Source organism: Bradyrhizobium sp. AZCC 1577, from assembly GCF_036924575.1.
In the GTDB taxonomy this organism is placed as follows: Bacteria; Pseudomonadota; Alphaproteobacteria; order Rhizobiales; family Xanthobacteraceae; genus Bradyrhizobium.
This window is the reverse complement of sequence record NZ_JAZHRQ010000001.1, coordinates 3,143,235-3,161,841: the sequence shown is the minus strand read 5'-3', so window position 1 is coordinate 3,161,841 and position 18,607 is coordinate 3,143,235. Positions and strand designations below refer to the sequence as shown.

The following is an 18,607-nucleotide window of genomic DNA, read 5'->3' as shown; positions in this document are numbered from 1 at the left end:
TCAGGCGACGTTGATCTTCTCGAAGATGGCTTCGGCGCCGATTTCCTTGGCATAGGTGGCCATCACGGGATCGGCGAGCTTCTTCATGGCATCGCGCTCTTCGAACGGAACGCGCTTGAGCTTGCCGGCCTTTTCCAGCGTATCGAGCTTGACGACCTCCTCGCTCGACTCGAGCTGACGGCCATAATCGCCGGCTTCCTTGCCGGCCTTCATGATCGCGTCCTGCAAGTCCTTCGGCAGGGTCTTCAACGTCTTCACCGAGAAGCAGATCGGCCGGATCGATACTGCGTGCTGCGTCAGATTGAGGTGCGGGGCGACTTCGTAGAACTTCATCGCCTCGACGCCGGCGGCCTCGTTTTCGCCCGCCGAGATCACGCCGTTCTGGATGGCGTTGTAGACCTCGTTGTAGGCGATCACCGTCGGGCTCATGCCGACGGCTGCAAACGTCTTCGACCAGATCGGAGCGCCCTGCACGCGCACCTTGAGGCCTTTGAGATCGGCGAGGTTCTTGAGCGGCTTGTTGGCGAAGATGTTGCGAATGCCGCCGCCCGCATAGCCGATCAGGACGACCTCCGCCTTGGTCGCGATTTCGTCGGCCACAGGTGCCAGAATATTCTTTTCGACTACCTTATTCATGTGCTCGATGCCCTTGAACACAAAGGGTGCATCGATGAAGGGAGCCGCCTTGGCGAAGGTCGACATGTGGGCCGGCGAGACGATGCCGTAATCGACCGCCTTGCCCTGCGACATGTACTCGAAATACTGCTTCTCGAGACCGAGCGACGAATTCTTGTGCAGCGTGAAGTTGACCGGCTTGCCGTAGTACTTCTTTACCAGCTCTTCGAACCTGGTCAGCGCCTTGGTGAAGGCGTGATCGTCGTTGAACTGCACCGCCCCGTTGAGGGTAACGGGCGCCTGTGCCCTGACGATCGATGGCACGCCCAGGACGCCGGCCGCAGCCGTCGCACCAAGGCCCGCAAGTAGGGTTCTTCGTTTCATAGCTTCCTCCCCAGTAACGCCTGTCCCTTGTAAGCGGGACTTTGGCCTGGCCGACGACGCGGCCACTACCGCAAAGCGTATGCAAAACGGTGCGATGGTGGAAGCCAATTTAAGTAGTACCCCAGGCCAATAAGCCGCAGACGGCCCGGCCGGTGATTGCGACCAATTTGGGCAAATCCCGGCTCGAGCCGAACCTTGGGTCCCCCGGCCAGTAGCCGTAAGCGCCCCGACACAGCTTCGCGGGATGCGCGTCGCTGCGCGACATCGGTCTATCCGTGGATGCCGCCGGCACGGTGCAACCGACACGCCGCAAATATTGCGCGATGTCGGATCCGGCCCGTCCCGCGTGCAAGGCGTTCCCGTTCGAATGAGGCTGCGCCATATCGATTTGCAGAATTCCGATAGCGTGGCGAGCGCGCGGCTTGCTGCTATTTCCCAGCACGCCAGATCCGAAAGCGGAGCTGAACTCTGCTGCATTTTATCAGGCATCAGTGTCCGCGGAAACTTTTAGCAACAACCGCCGATGCGCTGCGAACGACTGCACGATCAGCCCGCGCTCCCCGTAGAAATCCGGTACTTGATCCCGACACAGTAAGCATGCCGGCCAAAATCTGTGGCCTTTGAACTCGCGGTGGTTGTGGTTTGTCGAATATTTTGCCAAATGTAATGGGCGGGGTTTTGCCAACACGCCCCGGGCGCCGACAGCTTTAGGTAGTTGGCGGCGCCGGTATCAGGATGCTTCCCATGCGCAAAAGCGTTTGGCTACCATCCCGCAATCTCTCAGGAATTCCGTGGTTCCCTATACCAACTCACGGACCGGACTGACTTTAACGCGGTACATATGGATGAACCCCTGACCTACTTTTGCCAGGGTTTCCCGATCGAAGGACGGTAAAACCAGAATGAACAGATCAGCAGCGAAAAAGATGAAACAGCGCAGCGCCGGCAAACCCGATATCGAATTGGGCAAGCGGATTCGCCTGCGGCGTGTGGAACAGAAAATCTCGCAAGCGGAGCTTGGCGACAAGCTCGGCGTCAGCTTCCAGCAGGTTCAGAAGTACGAGAAGGGCGTCAATCGTGTCGGCGCTGCTCGTCTTCAGCAAATCGCTACCGCGCTCGACGTGCCGGTGACGTTCTTCTACGACGGCGACGGCAAGGCGCGGGAAGTCGAGAGCCTGCTCTTCCTGGACAGCGCGTTCAGCCTGAGGCTGCTTCGTGCCTACAGCAAGATCAAGGACCAGACTGTACAGCGTCAGTTGGTGTCGTTGATGGAATCGATCGCCGCCAACGAGGGCTAGGCATAATCTCGCCTGGATCGCAGCACCGCGGACCCGATCATTCGCGCGAGAAATCGCCGGGTAGCCTGTTGCTGCGCTGGGCCAAATCTTGAGCTGGCCGGGACCATACCCGTGCGACGCCATCAGGATGGGGATGGCGGAGTCCGGACGCACCGCAGCGAAAAGCCGACGCGGCAGGTCTCTGACGACTACCGCCGGTTCGACCATCAACAACGACTGCATCACCGTCACGCCGATATTCCCTCACACGCAATGCGCGTGAGCCCGCTCCTGCCCTCACGACCGCGCCTGACGACCTCCCCCATTGCCCCGCGGCCTCTGCTGGTCGCACGTGCAAAGGCGGCAATTGACCTCGGCGCGACGCTTGTCCGACAATGGACGAAGCCTCACGCGTGAAAGCCGCAACCGATGCTCGACATCGCCAAAACTGCCGAAATGTCCTATGCCGACGGCAAGATCCTGCAAAGCGTCAGCGATGGCGTCGGCGTCATCACCTTCAACAATCCCGACAAGCGCAATGCGATGTCGCTCGAAATGTGGGAAGGCCTGGGCCACGCGCTGACCGAACTGCGCGACGACGCCGACGTGCGCGTCGTGATCCTGGTCGGCGCCGGCGACAAGGCCTTCGTCTCGGGCGCCGACATCAGCCAGTTCGAAAAGACTCGCCATAATGCGGCGGCGTCGGAAGAATATTCCAAGCGGAGCGAGGCGCAACGCGCGCTGCTCGCAAGTTACCCCAAGCCGACGATTGCCTGCATTCGGGGATTTTGCCTCGGCGGCGGCATGCAGGTCGCGATGCTCACGGACATCCGGATCGCCTCCGACAACAGCCAGTTCGGCATTCCAGCCGCCAAGCTCGGCATCGCCTATGGCTATGACGGCCTCAAACATTTGGTCTCGCTGGTCGGGCCGTCCTGTGCGCGGCTCATCATGTACACGGGCATGCGGATCGAGGCCGCCGAAGCCCTGCGGATCGGGCTGGTCGACCGCGTGCTGCCGGACGGCGAATTATGGGACGCCACCATGGAGATCGCGCGCACCATCTCCGGCAATGCGCCGCTGGCGATCAAGGCCGCCAAGATCACCATCGCCGAGGTGCTGAAGGACGAAAGCAAGCGCGATATGGATGCGATCAAAGAGATCGGCCGCGCTTGTATGGATAGCGAAGATTTTCGCGAGGGCCGAACGGCTTTCATGGAAAAGCGCAAGCCGCAGTTCAAGGGGAAGTAACGCTCACAAAGGGCGAATGAGCGAAATCCTATCCGCGTCATTGCGAGCGAAGCGAAGCAATCCACTTCTCCGCTCCAACAACGGTGGGGCCGCCTTTTACAACGCAGCCAGCACCGCCTTCGTGATATCCGCCGTGCCGTTGTTGCCGCCGAACTCCATCGGCCTGATTCCTCCCGCATAGGCCTTGTCGACCGCGCGTTCGATGCGTTCACCGGCCTCAGTGGCGCTTTCCAGCCCGTGCTTGTCGGCGAGCCAGTCCAGCATCATCGCGGCCGACAAGATCATCGCGGTAGGATTGGCCTTGCCCTGCCCCATGATGTCGGGCGCGGTGCCGTGGCACGGCTGGAACACGGCGTAGCGGTCGCCGATATCGGCCGAGGGCGCCATGCCTAGCCCACCGATCAGGCCGGCGGCGAGGTCGGAGAGAATGTCGCCGAACATGTTCTCGGTCACCATCACGTCGAAATCCCAGGGCCGCTTCACCATCATCAGCGAGCAGGCATCGACATAGAGCCGGTCGGCCTTGACGTCCGGATGGCGCTTGGCGGCTTCATCGAACATCTCGCGAAAGAACGCGAACGCCCTGAACACGTTGGCCTTGTCGACGCAGGTCAGGCCGCCATTTGCCTTCCCGCGCGCCTTGCGGCGTTCGGCGAGGCGGAACGAGAATTCGAACAGCCGCTCCGAGGTCTTGCGGGTGATGACGAGCGTCTCGCGCGCCTCCGCGTCCGTGACGACGCCCTTGCCCATCGAGGCGAACAGGCCTTCGGTCGATTCCCGGATCAGCACGAGGTCGATGCCGCGCTGATCGGCGCCGACGATCGGGCTCGGCACGCCCGGGATCAGCCGCGCCGGGCGCACGCCGGCATAGAGATCGAAATGGAAGCGCAGTTCGATCTGCGGGGCGATCTCGGTGTTGTCAGGGTAGCGTACCGACGGCAGGCCGCAGGCGCCGAGCAGGATGGCGTCCGCCTCTTCGCACAGCCGCACGGTGCTGTCGGGCATGGATTTTCCGGTCGCGAGATAATTGTTGGCGCCGGCCGGTGCCTCGGTGAAGCGAAACTTCAGCTCGCTCGTCGCCTCGATCTTGCGCAGAACTTCCAGCGCCGGCGCCATCACTTCAGGGCCGATGCCATCGCCGCCGAGCACGGCGATGTGGAGTGCGTTATTCGCGGACATGGGGGTTCCTTAGAGTGTTCGGACAGAGGTATTCCCGTCATTGCGAGCGAAGCGAAGCAATCCATCTCGCGGTATCACGGATCGATGGATTGCTTCGTCGCTTCGCTCCTCGCAATGACGGCGGGGCTTCTACGGCGTCAGCACCGCGCGGCCGACCAGTTTGCCCTTCTGCAAATCGGCGAGCGCTTCGTTGGCTTTCGCGAGCGGCATCGTCGTCACTGGAATCGGCGCGATCATCTTGTTTCGAACGAGCTCGAGCAATTCCTTGGTCTCGCGTAGGTTGCCGACATAGCTGCCCTGGATCGTGATCGCCTTGATCGGGATCAGCGGCAACGCAAAGGTCGCGCCGCCGCCGAACAGGCCGACGATGACGAGCTTGCCGCCCTTGGTGAGGCAATCGAATCCAAGCTGCGTGGTCTGCGCGTTGCCGACGAGATCGATCACGGCGCGAATGGGTTCGCCGGCCTTTTTCGCGAGCTGCTCCAGCGCGTCCGGCGCCTTGCCGTCGACGGTTGCAAGCGCACCGGCGGCCTCGGCCGCTTCGCGCTTGCGCGCATCGATGTCGACGACGATGGCGCCCTTGCCGCCCATCGCCTTTAGCAGCGACAGCGCCATCAGGCCGAGGCCGCCGGCGCCGAAGATGACGATCGGCGAGTTGAACGCGAATTCGACCTTCTTCAGCGCGCTATAGGTGGTGACGCCGGAACAGGCATAGGGCGCGGCGGTGACGGGATCGAGTCCCTTCAGGTTCAACAGATATTTCGGGTTCGGCACCGTCATGTGGTCGGCATAGCCGCCGTCGCAATAGACGCCGAGCGAGTTCGGCTTGACGATGCACATGTTCTCGTCGCCGCCCACGCAGGTAGCGCATTTGCCGCAGCCGAGCCAGGGATAGACCAGCGCGACGTCACCGACCTTGAGATCGCCTTTGTCGGCAGCGGTAACGTCGGGCCCGAACGCCACGACCTCGCCGACCGTCTCGTGGCCCATCGTGCGCGGCAGCGATACGCCGCGGTCCTTCAGCGACAGCGGCTTGCGGCCATGGCCGAGATCGTAACCGCCTTCCCAGATGTGGAGATCGCTATGGCAGACGCCGGCGGCCTTCACCTTGATCAGCACCTGCGTATCCGTGGGCTGCGGCGTCTCCTGATCCACCTCTTTCAGCGGTGCGTTGAACTCAGCGACCTGAAAACTCTTCATCGCTTCTCTCCCGTCATTCTTGTTCTTGAACCATTTCTTGGGCGCTAGATACTTCTTGAGAACGGACATTGCCACGTCCGTCCCATCGAGACAAACGCGGACGGCGCTCCCCGGGGTATTCAGATCAGCGGGTGATGGCAAGCCACGAACTGGCCCGGCGCCACAGTGCGCAGTTCCGGCATCTCGTCGCTGCATCGTTGATCCGCGCGGGGACAGCGGGTGCGAAACCGGCAGCCGGACGGCGGCGCGATCGGCGACGGCGGCTCCCCCACGGGTACGGTCTCGGCGGGGCGCACATCCGGGTCGGGCATCGGAATTGCCTCGATCAGGAGGCCGGTATAGGGATGCGCCGGCCTGGCGAAGAGCTGCTCGGAGGGACCAACCTCGCAGAGACGCCCCAGATACATTACCGCGACGCGGTCGCTCACGGCTTTCACCACCGCGAGATCGTGCGCAATGAACAGCAACGTCAGCCCGAACCGGACCTTCATCTCCTCGAGCAGATTGAGGATCTGGGCGCGTATCGATACATCGAGCGCCGAGACCGGCTCGTCGCAGACGATGAACTCGGGATTGAGAATGAGCGCGCGCGCGATGCAGATGCGCTGGCACTGGCCGCCGGAAAATTCATGCGGCAGCCGTCCGACGACGAGCGTCGGGTCAAGCCCGACCGCGCTCAGCACCTCGTAGACAAGCCGCTTGCGCTTCTCCGGATCCTTCACACCCGCGATCACCAGCGGCTCGGCGACGATATCGCCGATCTTGCGGCGCGGGTTGAGCGAGGCGATCGGATCCTGGAAGATCAACTGCACGCGCCGGCGCATCAGCCGCAAGGCATCGCCTTGCATCGTCGTGAGATCGTGGCCATCGAACAGCACACGCCCGGCGGTTGGGCGGCGCAGTTGCAGGACGGCGCGGCCGAGCGTCGATTTCCCGCAACCGGATTCGCCGACCAGACCCAGCGTTTCGCCGCGGGCGATCTGCAAGGAGACGCCGGACACGGCGTGAACGATCCTGGAACCGACCGGATATTCGACGACGAGATTGTCGACTTCGAGCAACGCGTCAGACGAAATCGATGGAGCGGATTGCGGCATCATGCGTTGGCATCCGCGTGGGCTTCTATCGGGTGGAAACAGGCGAACTGATGGACCTTCGTCTCTGCCGCCTCGAGCTCCGGTTTCTCGTTCTGGCAGCGGGCCACCGCGTAGCGACAGCGCGGCGAGAACGAGCAGCCCTTCAGCGGCCGCGTCGGATCTGGCGGACGTCCCGATATCGCCGGCAGCGGCGTGTGAGGCGCGGCATCGAGTTTGGGGAGCGCCGCCAGAAGCGCTTCGGTATAGGGCATCCGCATCTTCTTGAACAAGGCAGGCGTCGGCGCGCGCTCGACCACGCGGCCGGCATACATCACCGCGACCTCGTCGGTACGCCCGGCGACGACGCCGAGATCGTGGGTGATGATGATCATCGCCATGTGCCGGCGGCGCTGCTCCCGCGCCAAGAGATCGAGGATCTGCGCCTGGATCGTGACGTCGAGCGCGGTGGTCGGCTCGTCGGCGATCAGGAGTTTTGGTTCGCACGACAGCGCGATCGCTATAGCAACGCGCTGCCGCATCCCGCCGGAGAGCTGATGCGGATACTGCGCCAGCCGCTGCTCCGGCGCCGGGATGCCGACCGCCGCGAGTAGTTCGACGCTGCGTCTGGTGGCGGCGGCGTCGTCCAGTTCGAGGTGCTCCTGCAATGTCTCGATCAACTGCGTCCCGATCGTGAGCACCGGGTTGAGCGAGGTCATCGGATCCTGAAATACCACCGCCAGCGACCGGCCGCGCAGCTTGCGCAGTTTCTCCGGCGGAAGCTGCAGCAGGTCCTGCCCGTCGAACATCACCCGGCCGGAGAGCTTTGCCTTCTTCGGCAGCAATTGCAGGACCGCCCGCGACAGCATGGTTTTGCCGCAGCCGGATTCGCCGACGATACCGAGCGTGCGCCCGGCGCCGACGGTGAGGTCGACATGATCCACCGCGCGCAGATTGCCGCGCGGGGTCGGAAGGTCGACGACGACATCTTCGACAGAAAGCAACACGTTGTCCGTCACAGCGCGCCCTGCCGTGGATCGGTAAGCGCACGCAGCGCGTCGCCGATGAGATTGAATGACAATACGGTCAGGAACATCGCAATCGCCGGAAAGAAGGCGAGCCGTGGCGCGACTTCGAGGCTCTCGCGCCCCTCCCCGATCATACTGCCCCAGCTCGAGATCGGCGGTGGCACGCCCAGCCCGAGGAAAGACAAGGCGCCTTCGACCACGATGAGGACTGCAACGCCGAGCAGGAAGAAAGCCAACAGCGGCAACATGACATTGGGCAAGAGTTCGCGCAGCAGGATGCGCGCATGTGTTGCCCCCAACGCCTGGGCCGCGATCACGAATTCGCGCCGCGCCAGCGTGAGAGTCGCCGCCCGCGCCACGCGCATAAAGGCGGGAACGCTGAGCACACCGAGAATGCAGGTCAGATAGAAGATCGATTGCCCGAGAAAGGCGGTCACGGCCAGCGCCAGGATCAAAGGCGGAAACGCCAGCAGCACATCCATGCTGCCGACCACCATCGTTTCGAACCGTCCACGGAAGTAGCCTGCGAGCATGCCAAGTGCGCCGCCGATGATGAGCCCAATCACCGACGCGCATATCCCGACCACCAGCGAAATCCGCGCCCCGTAAATCAATCTTGATAGCTCGTCGCGGCCAAGGCCGTCGGTCCCCAACCAATGCTCAGCAGAGATTGGCGCACGCCGCTCCAGCATGTCCATGTCGGTTGGGCTCGGCAGCGGCAGCACGGGCGCAAGGATCGCGACCGCGAACATAAAGACCACCCAGCCGATTGCGATCCAGAACAGCGCTCCCAGCCGGCGTCCCCGCTTTGCCGGTTGCGCAGCCGCGCCTTCGTCGATCGTGAGTTCAAGCGTGGCCATGGCGAATCCTGGGATCGAGAACGGCGTAGAGCAGATCGACGATGAAGTTCACGATGACGAAGCCGGCAGCGACCATCAGCACCACGCCCTGCAGGATGATGAGGTCGCGGGTATAGATGGCGCCGACCAGCAGCCGGCCAATTCCCGGAAGCGCGAAGATCGTCTCGACGATGACGGCGCCGCCGATCAGCCGCCCGATATTGATGCCGGTGATCGTAACCAGCGTAAGCGACGAAGGTTTCAACGCATGCACAAACAGGATGCGCGAGGCCTTCAAGCCCTTGGCCTTCGCCAGCGCGATATAGTCTTCCTGCAGGGTTGCGATCATGTCGGACCGCAGCACGCGCATGATGCCGGGCCATTCGGCGAGCGCCAGCGTCAGCGCGGGCAGCACCATGAAGCGTAGGTTTGCGGCCGGGTCTTCGGCAAACGGCACGTAGCCCGTCGCAGGCAGCCAACGCAGCTCCACCGCAAACAGATAGATCAGCAGGATCGCGGAGAGGAAAGCCGGCACCGAAAGCATGGCAAAGGCGCTGCCGGTCATGAAGCGGTCGAACGCGCTGCCGCTGCGGGCGGCGCACACGATCGCCAGGGGAACGCCGATGACGAGGCCCATGATCTCGGCCAGGATCATCAGTTCGAGCGACACAGGCAATCGTTCGGCGACGGCCTGCAACACGGTTTGCCCGGTGCGGAACGACCGCCCGAAATCGCCCTGCAGGATGTTACCGAGCCAGCCGAAGTAACGTATCCAGATCGGCTGATCGAGTCCCATGTCCTTGCGAAGCGCCGCAACATTCTCCGGCGTCGCCTGATCGCCGAGGATCGTATAGGCGAGATCCCCCGGCAGCAACGAGGCAATCAAGAACGTCAACAGCGATACAGCGATCAGGACCGGTATTAGGTACAGAAGCCTGCGCGCCACAAAGAGCAGCATGGAAAGATTATTCCAGCCAGGTGTTAGATACGTCGATCACTCCGCTGTACATTTTTGGCAAGCCCTTAAGCTTGGCGCTCGACAGCGCGTAATAGGTGTTCTGGAAGGTCCAGAACCAGATCGCTTCTTTGTTGATGATACGGCTGATAGCGCAATAGTCCTCGATGCGCTTGTTCGTATCGGCCGTGGTGCGTGCGCGCTCGAGCAGTTTGTCGAGTTCTGGATTCGAATAGTTGGCAAGCGCAACCGGGCTGCCGGTGCGGAAATTGGCATACATCTGGATGTCAGGATCGGCGAGATCGATGATTCGCCAAGGAGTCAGTTGAAACTGGCGCATGAACGCACGCGGCGGGATGGTGGCCTGATCGACCTGTTCTATCTCCATGTTCGCGCCAGCCCGCTTCCAGAACTGTTGCAACACCTGGCCAACGGTTCGCCCCCGTGGCGTCGCCGTAACGAGCATCTTGAAATCGACGGGCTTGCCATACTCCTTGATCAGCGCCTTGGCCTTCTCAAGGTCTTCGGGAAGTGCACCATCCTCTTTGCATTTCACCCAGGAGCCGTCGCCGTAGGGGTTGCTGGCAGGTTTTGCGAGGCCATTGGTGATCGCCTGCGACATCTTCTTGCGGTCGAGTGCCATCACCAGCGCCTGGCGCACGCGCACGTCGTCGAACGGTGCGACCTTGGTGTTGAAGGCGTAGACCTGCGCGCCGGAGCCGACATAGGTGTGCACGGTAAGCTTCGGATCCTTCTGCGCCTTCATGATGTTGTCGGCATCGTATTCGTCGTCCCAGATGATATCAGCTTCGCCGGATTGCAGGCTGGCAAAGCGTGACTGCGCGTCCGGCAGCGGCTTGAGGACGATGCGGTCGAGATAGGGGCGGCCCTTGTTCCAGTAGTCCGGATTTTTCTCAAGCACCATGCGGTCGCCCGCGCTCCATGACTTCAGGATATAAGGACCGGTGCCGACGGGATTGCGGTTGTAGTCATCGCCCTTGGTCTTCCACGCGGTTGGCGATTGCACCGAATTGTTGACGCTGGCAAAGCTCACAAGTGCCGGCATGTTCAGCTGTGGGTCGTTCAGATTATAGACCAGCGTCAGCTCATCGGGCGCCTGCACGTTGTTGACGTAGGCGATGTAAAAGGCACAGCGGCACTTGTTGGCAGGGTCTTTCTGCCGATCGAAATTTTCCTTAACCGCTTGGGCGTTGAAGGGTGTGCCGTCGTGGAATTTAACGCCAGGTCGCAGCTTGAAGGTCCAGGTCTTGAAGTCCTCGGAAGGAGTCCAGGACAGCGCGAGTTTCGGTTGCACAGCGCCCTTATCGTCCAGAGTCGTTAGCGTGTCGAAAATCGCCGCTGCTGCAGCTCCGGCCGAGGTATCGAATACGCCGACTTTCAGGGGATCGAAACCGGGGATATCAAGCTCGAGGCCGAAGGTAATGCTTCCGCCCTTTTTCTGCGCGCTGGCAGGCATTGCTGACAACGCCACAGCAAATCCCGCCACAAGAAATATTCGCGCGAGCGCGCTCGAACGGATCGCCGCTTTCATGGATGTTCCCTCCGATATGCCGTTCGTCCGGTATTCCGGATCGTCGATGTCTATCGGAGATTGTCCGGAAACGCCGTCGCGGGCAAGGGCGTTTGCAAGCCGCGGATGAAAAGCCGCAGCATCGACACCCTTGCGTCGCGACGCGCGCCGTCAGACGTTCGCAGACACCTGCGCCTTTCCGGCGAAGGATGCGATTTCATCCTCCGACAGACCGGTCTCTTTCAAGTAGGCACGCGTGTGCTCGCCGAGCGTCGACATGCGCTTCGCCGCCGACACGTTGGCGCCCGACATGCGGAACGGCAGATTGAGGACCTTGAAGGTGCCGCCACCGTCCTCGACCTCCGCCAACGCACCGCGATGGGAGATCTGCGGATCGCGGAGCGCCTCGGCGACCGTGCGATAGGCCGACGAAGGCACGCCGTACTCATTGAGCGCAGCAAGGCACTGGTCGGTCGTCACCGTGCGCGACCATGCCTCCACGCCTTCTATCAGGCTCGTCCAGTTTTCCCGGCGGTCGGAATATTTCGCAAAGCGCGGATCGCTCACCCACTCCGGATGACCGATCACCTGCATCAGGCTCTGGAAGGTTTTCTCGCTAGCGATCGCCATCATCACATAGCCGTCGGTCGTCTCGATCGGGCCGAACATCGGCCGCTGCGTCGGCTTCACCTCGAATTGCGACCATTGCAGTTCGTTCAGCGTCAAGCTCAGCATGGATTCCAGCATCGAGACATCGATATGCTGGCCCTGCCCGGTTGCCGTGCGCTGATACAGCGCCGCCGAGATCGCGCCGAATGCGTAGACGCCGGTAAGCACGTCGGCGTGATAGATGCCGCAATAGTCCGGCCGGCTTCGTCCCGGCTGGTAGGCCAGATGCGCCATCTCATAGCCTGATGCCGCGTGAATCACCGGCGCATAGGCCGGCAGCTCCGCCGACGGCCCGGTCTGGCCGTATCCGGAGATCGAGCAATAGACCAGTTTCGGGTTGAGGCCGTGCAGCGAGGCATAATCGAGCTTCAATCGCCGCATCACGCCGGGGCGAAAATTCTCCACCAGCACGTCAGCGGTCGCGACCAATCGGCGAACGGCCTCGACGCCCCTGGGCGATTTCAGATCGAGCACCAGGCTGTTCTTGCCGACGTTGAGCTGACCGAAGGCGGTCGAACAATTATTCCGCACCGGCGGACGAGTCCGCATCGTCTCGCCATCCTCGGTTTCAATCTTGATGACCTCGGCGCCCATATCGGCTAGCATGCGCGTGCAGTGAGGCCCGGCAATCGTGGTTGAGAAATCGAGGACGCGCAGGCCTGCGAAGCTGCCTGTCACATTCCTCTGCTCGTTACCGGCTATCGTCATTCTCGTGTAGCTCCTTGGGCCTAACGGCACTTGTTGTTGGCGCGGCGTGACCCTAATGGGCGCCGCCGCGGCAGGAAAGCCTTTCGCATTAGGAACCGATAGCTAGGGCCCGGCATTATCGACAGTAGACTGGACCCTTAGAGTAAACTGGACCCTTTCTTGCATTTCCTCTCATCAGAGGCTGGTAGAGGGCATTCCTTTGAGAGTCTTATTCATCACTACGGAAATGGATGATTTCGTCAGGGTAGGCGGGCTTGCCGCCGTGTCCGCCGCCCTGCCCCGGGCGCTTCGTCGACGAAGCGACGTCCGGGTCATGCTGCCCGGCTATCGGGACGTCGTCGAGCAACTCACCCACATTGATATTGTTGGACAATGTGACGTGCTGGCGGAGATGCCGGCCTGCTCGGTCGGGCGGGCAGCGACCAAGGACGGCCTGCCGGTCTACGTCCTGCTCTGCCCGCAATTGTATGACCGGCCCGGCAACCCCTACGGCGATGAATCCGGCCGCGACTGGCCCGACAACGACATCCGCTTCGGGCGTCTTGCATCTGCTGCCGCCGAACTTGCCTTGGGCAACGTGGACAAGAATTGGGCAGCGGATCTGGTGCACGCCAATGACTGGCAGGCTGCATTGACGCCGGCCTACCTGGCCTGGAAGGATGCAAAAGTTCCTTCGATCCTGACCATCCACAACCTCGCCTATCAGGGACTGTTTCCAGCGGACTCGCTGCGCCGCATCGGGGCGCCCGAAAGCTCCTTCCACATCGACGGGCTCGAATTCTACGACCACGTGTCGTTCCTCAAAGGCGGTCTCGTCTATGCCTCGCATCTGACCACCGTCAGCGCGACCTACGCAAAGGAGATCACGACGCGCGAGCTCGGCTGCGGGCTCGAAGGCCTGCTGAAGCGCCGCTCGGACGCCGACCAACTGACCGGCATCCTGAACGGCATCGACGAAAGCTGGGATCCGCGCGCCTGCGCACAATTGGCGCAGACCTTTGGCGCCGGCGATTGGGAGGGCAAGCAGGCCAACGCGAACTATGTCCGCAAGCAGTTTGGCCTGGCGGTGTCACGCGGGCCGATTTTTGCGCTTGTCGCCCGCCTCGTCCACCAGAAGGGCGTCGACCTCGTATTGTCAGCCGCCGACAAAATCATCGATGCCGGCGGCCAGATCGTCGTGACCGGCAGCGGCGAACCCCACATCGAGAAGGCGCTGGTCGAGGCACATCTGCGCCGGCCGGACGCGATCGGTGTCGTCATCGGCTTCAACGATGGACAGGCGCGGCGGATGTTTGCCGGCAGCGATTTCACGCTGATGCCGTCACGGTTCGAGCCGTGCGGGCTGAGCCAGATGTATGCGCAGCGGTTCGGATCGCTGCCGATCGGTCATCAGACCGGCGGGCTGGCGGAGACCATCAAGGACGGCGAAACCGGATTCCTGTTTGCGAAGCCGTCGCCGGAGTCGTTCCTCGGCGGCGTGCGGCGGGCGTTCGAAGCCTTCCGCGCCAAGGACCGCCTCGACACGATGCGACGCAACGCAATGGCACGATCGTTTAGCTGGGACCTTTCGGCCGCCTGCTACAACGCGCTCTACCACAAGACGGTCGCGCCTTCGATCGCCGCGTAACTCGAGCTACTCCGCCGCTTCCGGCATCGCCTCCGTCTGCTCATGGAGGATGACGCCGGAGAGCGGATCGAACTCGCCGACCCAGGGCTTCTTCTCGAGCACTGCTTTGGTATGGCGGTAACCGGCGTCCCAGCGCTGCATGATGCCGGATGGGCTGAAATCGATGTCCTTGGTGTGGTCCTCCCGGCTGAGCTGCGGCGCAAGCAGCCGCACCACATGCATCCGGGTCGGGCAGCCATAGCCCGTCAGTTCCCTCACCGCCTCGCTGTTGCGCTCGGCCTCCGGCAGGCGCGCGGCGAGCTGGTTGATGACGTGGCGCAGGCGATGGGCCTGCTGCTGTCGCGCGATGTGACTGGCGATCCGGCTTGAATACTGCACGTCCTTGTGCCGGTTCAGCACCTCCGCCATCGTGGTCGGCTCGGCGCCGGACGGATTCCAAAGATGCACGGCGAAGATCAGCGAGTTCTTGCGCGGATTATCGTCGAAGACAGCCTCCGTCGGCGTATTCGATAAGATGCCACCATCCCAGTAAAGCTCGCCGTCGATGCGGATCGCCGGGAATGCCGGCGGCAGCGCGCCTGACGCCATGATGTGCCTGATGCCAAGCTCGCAGTCCCGGCTGTCGAAATAGCGCATCTGGCTGGTGCGGACATGGGCGGCGCCGACCGTCAGGCGTGGCGAGCATTGATTGACCAGCTTGAAATCGACCAGCTCGCTCAAGGTTCGCTCCAGCGGCGCGGTCGAGTAGTAGCCGGCATTGTCGGCGCCGAGCGGATAGGAATCGCCGGCATGGGCCAACGGGTTGGGCCGAAAGAAGCCGGGAATGCCGTTGGTCACGGTCGACCAGTAGGAGAGCTTTTCGTTGAAACCTGGAAAGATGTCGCGAAAGGTCCAGACCGGACTCTGTTCCATCTTCTTCCAGAACTCGCGAAGGCGCGACAATCGGTTCTGCGGCGCGTTGCCGGCGATCAGGCCGGCATTGATCGCGCCGATTGAGGTGCCGATGATCCAGTCCGGTTCGATTCCGGCCTCATGCAGCGCTTGATAGACACCGGCCTGATAAGAGCCAAGTGCGCCGCCGCCCTGCAGCACCAGGACGATCTGACCCGACTCGGACCTGGCCAGCGATCGCAAGTTCGACGAAGAACTGAAATCCTGAACGTCCTTCATGTCACGCTCCCTCGGATTGTTTGTCGCGCTAGTGCGCGGTCCAGCCGCCGTCGACCGGCAGCGCGATGCCGGTGACCGAGGCCGCCGCGTCGCTGGCAAGAAACACCGTCAGCGCGCCGAGCTCTTCGACAGTGGCAAAACGCTTGTTCGGTTGCTGCGCCAGCAACACGTCGTGGATGACCTGCTCGCGAGAAATACCGTGCGCCCTGGCCTGGCCGTCGATCTGCGCCTCGACCAGCGGCGTGTAGACGTAACCCGGGCAGATCGCGTTGCAGGTGATGCCCTCTTCCGCGGTCTCCAGCGCCGCCACCTTGGTCAGGCCGACGATGCCGTGCTTGGCGGCAACATAGGCCGCCTTGAAAGGCGAAGCGACCAGGCCGTGCGCCGAGGCGATGTTGATGATGCGGCCGAACCTGTTCTGGCGCATCGCGGGCAATGCGAGCCGCATGGTGTGAAATGCCGATGACAGATTGATAGACAGGATCGCATCCCACTTCTCAACCGGAAACTGATCGAGCGGCGCGACGTGTTGAATGCCGGCATTGTTGACCAGAATATCGAGCCGGCCGTGACTGGCGATCGTGCCCGCGATCATCTCGGCGATTGCTTCCCGGCTCGTCATATCGGCCGCGGAATAGCTGACTTCGACGCCAAAATCGGCGGTAAGCTGATCGCGGGTCTTGGCGATCTCAGCCGCGGGGCCGAAACCGTTCAGCACCACGTCCGAGCCGGCTTCCGCCAACGCCCGGGCGATCCCGAGCCCGATACCGCTGGTCGAGCCCGTGACCAGCGAGACCTTGCCTGTCAGTGGCCGCAAGGCCGAAGCACCCTGTGTCTTGAGCTGAATATTCATGGGCCGCCCTTTCGTGTGGCTGGTCAACGTCGTAACGAAGCCATTTCCGCCGCAGTCTGCACGCTTGGCACGGCTTCAAGGAAATGCCCTTTGGCTTCCAAAACCATACGCCCGCGCTATGGCGGTTTGGGTAGTCATCGGGGGGCGCCATCGGGTAGCTTTCCTGCACGACAGACCGAGGCACGACCATGGAGATGCATCAGGTTCGCTACTTCCTTGCGGTCGCGCGCGTGCTCAACTTCACGCGCGCCGCCGACGAGTGCAACGTCACGCAGCCGTCGCTGACGCGGGCGATCAAGCAACTCGAAGCCGAACTCGGCGGCGATCTGTTTCGCCGCGAGCGTCCGGCCGCGCAATTGACCGAGCTCGGCCAGCGCATGCATCCGCTGCTCAAGCAATGCTATGAGGCGGCGACCGGTGCGCGCGAACTTGCCTCATCCTTCAAGAGCGGCGAAGTCGGCGCGCTCCGGATCGCGCTGACCCATTCGGTCGATCTGTCGCTGTTGATTCCGCATCTCGACCAGATCAAGCGGATGTTCAACCGTCTGGAGTTTCGTTTCTTGCGTGGCAACGCCCGCGAAGTCGCGGAATATCTCAAGAAGGGCGAAGCCGAACTCGGCATTGCCGCCGAAATCAGCGAAGAGTGGGACCGGCTCGATACCTGGCCGCTGTTTACCGAAAACTTTCAGCTCGTCATCAATCGGAAGCATCCGCTGGCAGACCGCGACAAACTCGACTTCGGCGATCTTCGCGCCGAACAATTGCTATCGCGGAACTACTGCGAGCATGTGGCGCGGGTGAACTCATCGCTTCGCGAACACGGCCTCGACGTCGATCGCAGCCACGAGATCGCATCCGAGCGCGATCTGATCGAGCTGTTGGAGGCCGATATCGGCGTCGCCGTGGTGCCCGATACAGCGTCGATCCCGCCGACGCTGAAGCGCGCCAGCATCGAAGGGCTGGATGCGCGGCGAACGGTAAATCTTTACGGCGTGGCCGGACGTGAACGGACTGCGGTGGCATCCGCCGTGATGCGGATGCTGCGCAGCACCAACTGGCAGCAGCTCATCGACAGGAATGGAACTCCCTGAGAGGCTCCGGCTGGATCGGTTCCCTCGCTTTCCGCCGCATTTGCGCTGAGCACGGATCCCCTTAAAATCCAGGACGGCCGCCCCATATTAAGGATCTGGCTGGGAGTTGGAGGGACCGATGAAATCTCATCCGCGCCCGAACCGCAAAGATTGGGAGCAGATCGCCGAGGATTTACAGGAGACAGCGGATAAGCTGCCGCCCGGCGATGACAAGGAAGCCGCCAAACGCAAGGCGTTGCAAATGAGGAAGGCAGTCGAAATCAGAAATTGGCTGACTTCCCCAGGCATGCAACCACCCCGCTGATGCGGTGCTCCGCCCGGCGGAACCGCGGCGCATGCCTGCTCGGTAGGGTGAATGTCTGCTCGATAAAGAGCGACCCCGCCATTTGAAATCGCAAAATGACGGGGCCGTCGGAGCATTTCATCTTCTATGAAGAAGATTACTTGCTCCTTGCGGATATAACCTTCGACGCGCGATCACGTTCCGGGTTTCTTCGAGATTTTTCTTTCCCGGAGATTTCTCTTCCCCGAAATTTCTCCACCGGTTCCACTACCAACGCTTTGCATCAGGTCGGCCGGTCACCGGCCTTGTGCGGCAGCGATCCTGTTCGCGCGAGCTGCACGCCCTCAGGCAACTCTCGGAACCGCTTCCCCTTCCCGGAATTTCTGTAGCTGAGGCGAGGTCGCCATGACTGGACTGCTCGCCGGCGTCGTCGAGCTTGCGGATACCGGCCCCGCGCCAGCAACGCCAGGGACCTGCGCCAGGCGCTGCGCCACAAAGCTGCGCTGAATTCGGTCTCGATCAAGGGAGATCAGCCATGCCGCAGATCCACGCCGATAAACAACCCGTTACCCAGATCACGATCGTCGAGTCGGAGCCCGAGAAGCAGGCGGAGGCGTTGTCGGTCATGACCGAGCGCGCCCGCTTCATGGCGCGTCAGCCGGGCTTCATATCGATCAGCCTGCATCGCAGTCTGGATGGGCGCCGCATCGTCAACTACGTGCAATGGCAGAACAGCGATCTGCTGCGATCGGCCCATCAATCGCCGGAGTTTCGCAGGCAGTGGGGCCACCTCGACGAAATCACCAGCGAGATCGATCCACATCTGTATGAAGTTTCTGTAGTCATGGACGGAAAAGCGTAAGCCTCGCAAACA

The 18,607-nt window shown here is 62.2% G+C and carries 17 protein-coding genes; 6 read left to right on the top strand and 11 right to left on the bottom strand.

Translation table 11 applies throughout. From position 1 onward, the window contains the following. Positions 1-999, bottom strand: a complete 999-nt coding sequence (locus tag V1278_RS14630) for a TRAP transporter substrate-binding protein (RefSeq protein ID WP_334363956.1) — start codon at positions 997-999, stop codon at positions 1-3. A 902-nt stretch (positions 1,000-1,901) separates the two neighbouring features. Between V1278_RS14630 and V1278_RS14625 the strand changes: the two genes are divergently transcribed. Both V1278_RS14625 and V1278_RS14620 read left to right on the top strand, forming a co-directional pair. Continuing rightward, positions 1,902-2,297 carry a helix-turn-helix domain-containing protein gene (locus V1278_RS14625; protein ID WP_028347342.1) on the top strand — a complete coding sequence of 132 codons (396 nt, stop codon included), beginning with the start codon at positions 1,902-1,904 and terminating at the stop codon, positions 2,295-2,297. A 408-nt stretch (positions 2,298-2,705) separates the two neighbouring features. Next, positions 2,706-3,527: an enoyl-CoA hydratase gene (locus V1278_RS14620; protein WP_334381236.1), complete on the top strand. Its 822-nt coding sequence runs from the start codon at positions 2,706-2,708 to the stop codon at positions 3,525-3,527. A 96-nt stretch (positions 3,528-3,623) separates the two neighbouring features. On the opposite strand, the gene V1278_RS14615 is transcribed toward V1278_RS14620, so the two are convergent. From V1278_RS14615 to V1278_RS14580, 8 genes are all read right to left on the bottom strand, one after another. After that, positions 3,624-4,706: an isocitrate/isopropylmalate dehydrogenase family protein gene (locus tag V1278_RS14615; protein ID WP_334363958.1), complete on the bottom strand. Its 1,083-nt coding sequence runs from the start codon at positions 4,704-4,706 to the stop codon at positions 3,624-3,626. Positions 4,707-4,835: 129 nt separating this feature from the next. Beyond that, positions 4,836-5,906: an alcohol dehydrogenase gene (locus V1278_RS14610; protein WP_334384176.1), complete on the bottom strand. Its 1,071-nt coding sequence runs from the start codon at positions 5,904-5,906 to the stop codon at positions 4,836-4,838. Between the two features lie 119 nt (positions 5,907-6,025). After that, positions 6,026-7,006, bottom strand: a complete 981-nt coding sequence (locus tag V1278_RS14605) for an ABC transporter ATP-binding protein (RefSeq protein ID WP_334381234.1) — start codon at positions 7,004-7,006, stop codon at positions 6,026-6,028. Next, a complete protein-coding gene (locus V1278_RS14600; RefSeq protein ID WP_334381232.1) occupies positions 7,003-7,983 on the bottom strand; it encodes an ABC transporter ATP-binding protein in 981 nt (326 codons plus the stop codon). Before V1278_RS14600 ends, V1278_RS14605 begins: the two co-directional genes overlap by 4 nt. An 11-nt stretch (positions 7,984-7,994) precedes the next feature. Further along, positions 7,995-8,867 carry an ABC transporter permease gene (locus V1278_RS14595; protein ID WP_334381231.1) on the bottom strand — a complete coding sequence of 291 codons (873 nt, stop codon included), beginning with the start codon at positions 8,865-8,867 and terminating at the stop codon, positions 7,995-7,997. Next, on the bottom strand, positions 8,854-9,804 hold the full coding sequence (locus V1278_RS14590; RefSeq protein WP_334381230.1) for an ABC transporter permease: 951 nt from the start codon (positions 9,802-9,804) through the stop codon (positions 8,854-8,856). The genes V1278_RS14595 and V1278_RS14590 overlap by 14 nt, the downstream gene beginning before the upstream one ends. A gap of 7 nt (positions 9,805-9,811) precedes the next feature. Beyond that, the gene (locus V1278_RS14585) at positions 9,812-11,353 is read right to left on the bottom strand and encodes an ABC transporter substrate-binding protein (protein ID WP_334381229.1); all 1,542 of its coding nucleotides are present in this window, start codon (positions 11,351-11,353) and stop codon (positions 9,812-9,814) included. A 150-nt stretch (positions 11,354-11,503) separates the two neighbouring features. Then, on the bottom strand, positions 11,504-12,709 hold the full coding sequence (locus V1278_RS14580; protein WP_334381228.1) for a CaiB/BaiF CoA transferase family protein: 1,206 nt from the start codon (positions 12,707-12,709) through the stop codon (positions 11,504-11,506). Between the two features lie 199 nt (positions 12,710-12,908). On the opposite strand from V1278_RS14580, the gene glgA reads away from it, so the two are divergent. Next, positions 12,909-14,336 (top strand): glycogen synthase GlgA, encoded by a 1,428-nt coding sequence (gene glgA / locus V1278_RS14575; protein WP_334381227.1) that lies wholly within the window; start codon positions 12,909-12,911, stop codon positions 14,334-14,336. 6 nt (positions 14,337-14,342) lie between these two features. On the opposite strand, the gene V1278_RS14570 is transcribed toward glgA, so the two are convergent. Next, complete coding sequence (locus tag V1278_RS14570; RefSeq protein WP_334381226.1) at positions 14,343-15,506, bottom strand: patatin-like phospholipase family protein; 1,164 nt, start codon at positions 15,504-15,506, stop codon at positions 14,343-14,345. A 28-nt stretch (positions 15,507-15,534) separates the two neighbouring features. After that, on the bottom strand, positions 15,535-16,359 hold the full coding sequence (locus tag V1278_RS14565; protein ID WP_334381225.1) for a 3-hydroxybutyrate dehydrogenase: 825 nt from the start codon (positions 16,357-16,359) through the stop codon (positions 15,535-15,537). A gap of 188 nt (positions 16,360-16,547) precedes the next feature. On the opposite strand from V1278_RS14565, the gene V1278_RS14560 reads away from it, so the two are divergent. From V1278_RS14560 to V1278_RS14550, 3 genes are all read left to right on the top strand, one after another. Then, positions 16,548-17,450: a LysR family transcriptional regulator gene (locus tag V1278_RS14560; protein WP_334363968.1), complete on the top strand. Its 903-nt coding sequence runs from the start codon at positions 16,548-16,550 to the stop codon at positions 17,448-17,450. A gap of 118 nt (positions 17,451-17,568) precedes the next feature. Beyond that, positions 17,569-17,754 carry a hypothetical protein gene (locus tag V1278_RS14555; protein ID WP_028347356.1) on the top strand — a complete coding sequence of 62 codons (186 nt, stop codon included), beginning with the start codon at positions 17,569-17,571 and terminating at the stop codon, positions 17,752-17,754. Positions 17,755-18,268: 514 nt separating this feature from the next. After that, positions 18,269-18,595 (top strand): antibiotic biosynthesis monooxygenase family protein, encoded by a 327-nt coding sequence (locus V1278_RS14550; protein ID WP_334363969.1) that lies wholly within the window; start codon positions 18,269-18,271, stop codon positions 18,593-18,595. The last annotated feature ends 12 nt before the right edge of the window (positions 18,596-18,607 follow it).